3 protein-coding genes are annotated in these 1,462 nt (G+C 60.7%); all 3 read right to left on the bottom strand.

Going from position 1 to position 1,462, the window contains the following annotated elements:
• Positions 1-817, bottom strand: an 817-nt coding sequence (locus V4529_17245) for a phage portal protein (protein MES2360090.1), incomplete at its 3' end; no start/stop codon positions are given.
• Positions 814-963 carry a hypothetical protein gene (locus V4529_17240; GenBank protein ID MES2360089.1) on the bottom strand — a complete coding sequence of 50 codons (150 nt, stop codon included), beginning with the start codon at positions 961-963 and terminating at the stop codon, positions 814-816. The genes V4529_17240 and V4529_17245, both read right to left, overlap by 4 nt.
• Positions 960-1,462: hypothetical protein (locus tag V4529_17235; GenBank protein MES2360088.1), on the bottom strand; the 503-nt coding region annotated here is incomplete at its 5' end. The genes V4529_17240 and V4529_17235, both read right to left, overlap by 4 nt.

Below are 1,462 nucleotides of genomic sequence, written 5' to 3'. Positions count from 1 at the left end.
CGTGGCCGGAGCGGATGATGTTGACCCACTCCATGAACTGGTCTTGGTTCAGCTGCGGCTCGGGTGGCGGTCGCAACACCAGGTTCACGGTTGCGCCCTGCTCGAAATACTTCAGCCGGTGTGCGTTCATTGCCTGGTCGGCTTGGATCTCACGGATCAGCGGCGTCAGCCAAGACATGCCGCGGTAGTTCGCCATCGGATCCGGGATCGGTGCGAAATGCGCGACCCGCTCCGGGTGGAACAACATCTCCTTCTCCCCCGACCTCAGACCACCCGGCTTGTAGATGTAACCAATGACCTCGGTGTCAGGGTCGCCGGCAACCCACGACTCACGATCCGTCTGGGATCCCAGCAGGATCGACACCCAATCCGGCCGCAGCCGAGCCAACCTATCGCCTGTCCGAACGATGTATGAGTTACCCGAGAGGTCGACGTCCTGGATCATCCGCGCCAACAGATCCGACGTGGTTCCGTTCGGCCACGGAGTCTCCAACATCTGCAACGCAGGCGTCCCAAACAGAGCCCCAGGTTTCCCGGAACGCATCTGCCTAAACTGGAACCGCATCTGCGAAAAATGCAGCATCCGCGTATACATGCACGCAAAAACGATGCCGTTCGCCTGAAAAGCCCCCGCGATCAGCCCCGTGAAATCGCCTCGAACGTCCTCCCGATCCCCAACCAGCGTCTGGTTGTACCCGACCGGGTACATCACGTTGTTGTAGTTGATCATGTCGACCCACTGCTGGAACGCCAATGCGTTCGACCGCTGCTCCTCGAGCGCACCACGCGACGCGATCCGACGAACCAAATTCGTCATTCAGTCACGTCGATCAGCAAGGCGCCCGCGGCAAGCAGGGCACAACCGGCCAGGATGACCGCTGCAGGAATGCTGAACATGGAAACACCCGCGATTATGAGCAAAGCACCGGACAAGACAGCAAGAATGGCGAGCAAGAGTTTCATCCGAACGCAACCATCGGCCCGGTGTATTTTGGCGTGTCCAATGACGCAGCCGCTGTCGAATGAACCATCGCCGCCGCCACAAGCGCATCGATAACCCTGCGGCGCGCCAGATCATCACGAACGGTCCGTGACTCCTTCGGCCGCTCGAACTTCACATCGCCCAACGGAAGCATCCGCGCAATCGCGTTCAACGCATGCTGCGTCAACGCCACATCACCCGTGTGATGCAACCACCCCTCGCGCAAAGCCTCCATGAACCGCGCGTAGTCCAAACACGCAAGCGGATTCGACTGCTGACGGTCAACGACCTGAGCGCCGAGCTCCTCCTCGATCCACTGCGACAACTGCGCGCCGTTCGTCATGTCCATCACGACCACCTCAACCGGGTTCCGCTCATGGATCTCGACTAGAGCCCGCTCGACGAGATGCGCATCCAGCTGCGACCCGTCACGGGGAGGCTCGAGCACCGTCGCCGGCCCGAACAACCGATACTCCGGAT

Source organism: Gemmatimonadota bacterium (assembly GCA_040388625.1).
GTDB lineage: Bacteria > Gemmatimonadota > Gemmatimonadetes > Gemmatimonadales > Gemmatimonadaceae > Fen-1247.
This window is presented reverse-complemented; position numbering and strand designations above follow the sequence as displayed.

Excerpts from the sequence above, each read along its gene's own strand:
- V4529_17240 (MES2360089.1), bottom strand. The coding sequence starts at position 963 with ATGAAACTCTTGCTCGCCATTCTTGCTGTCTTGTCCGGTGCTTTGCTC.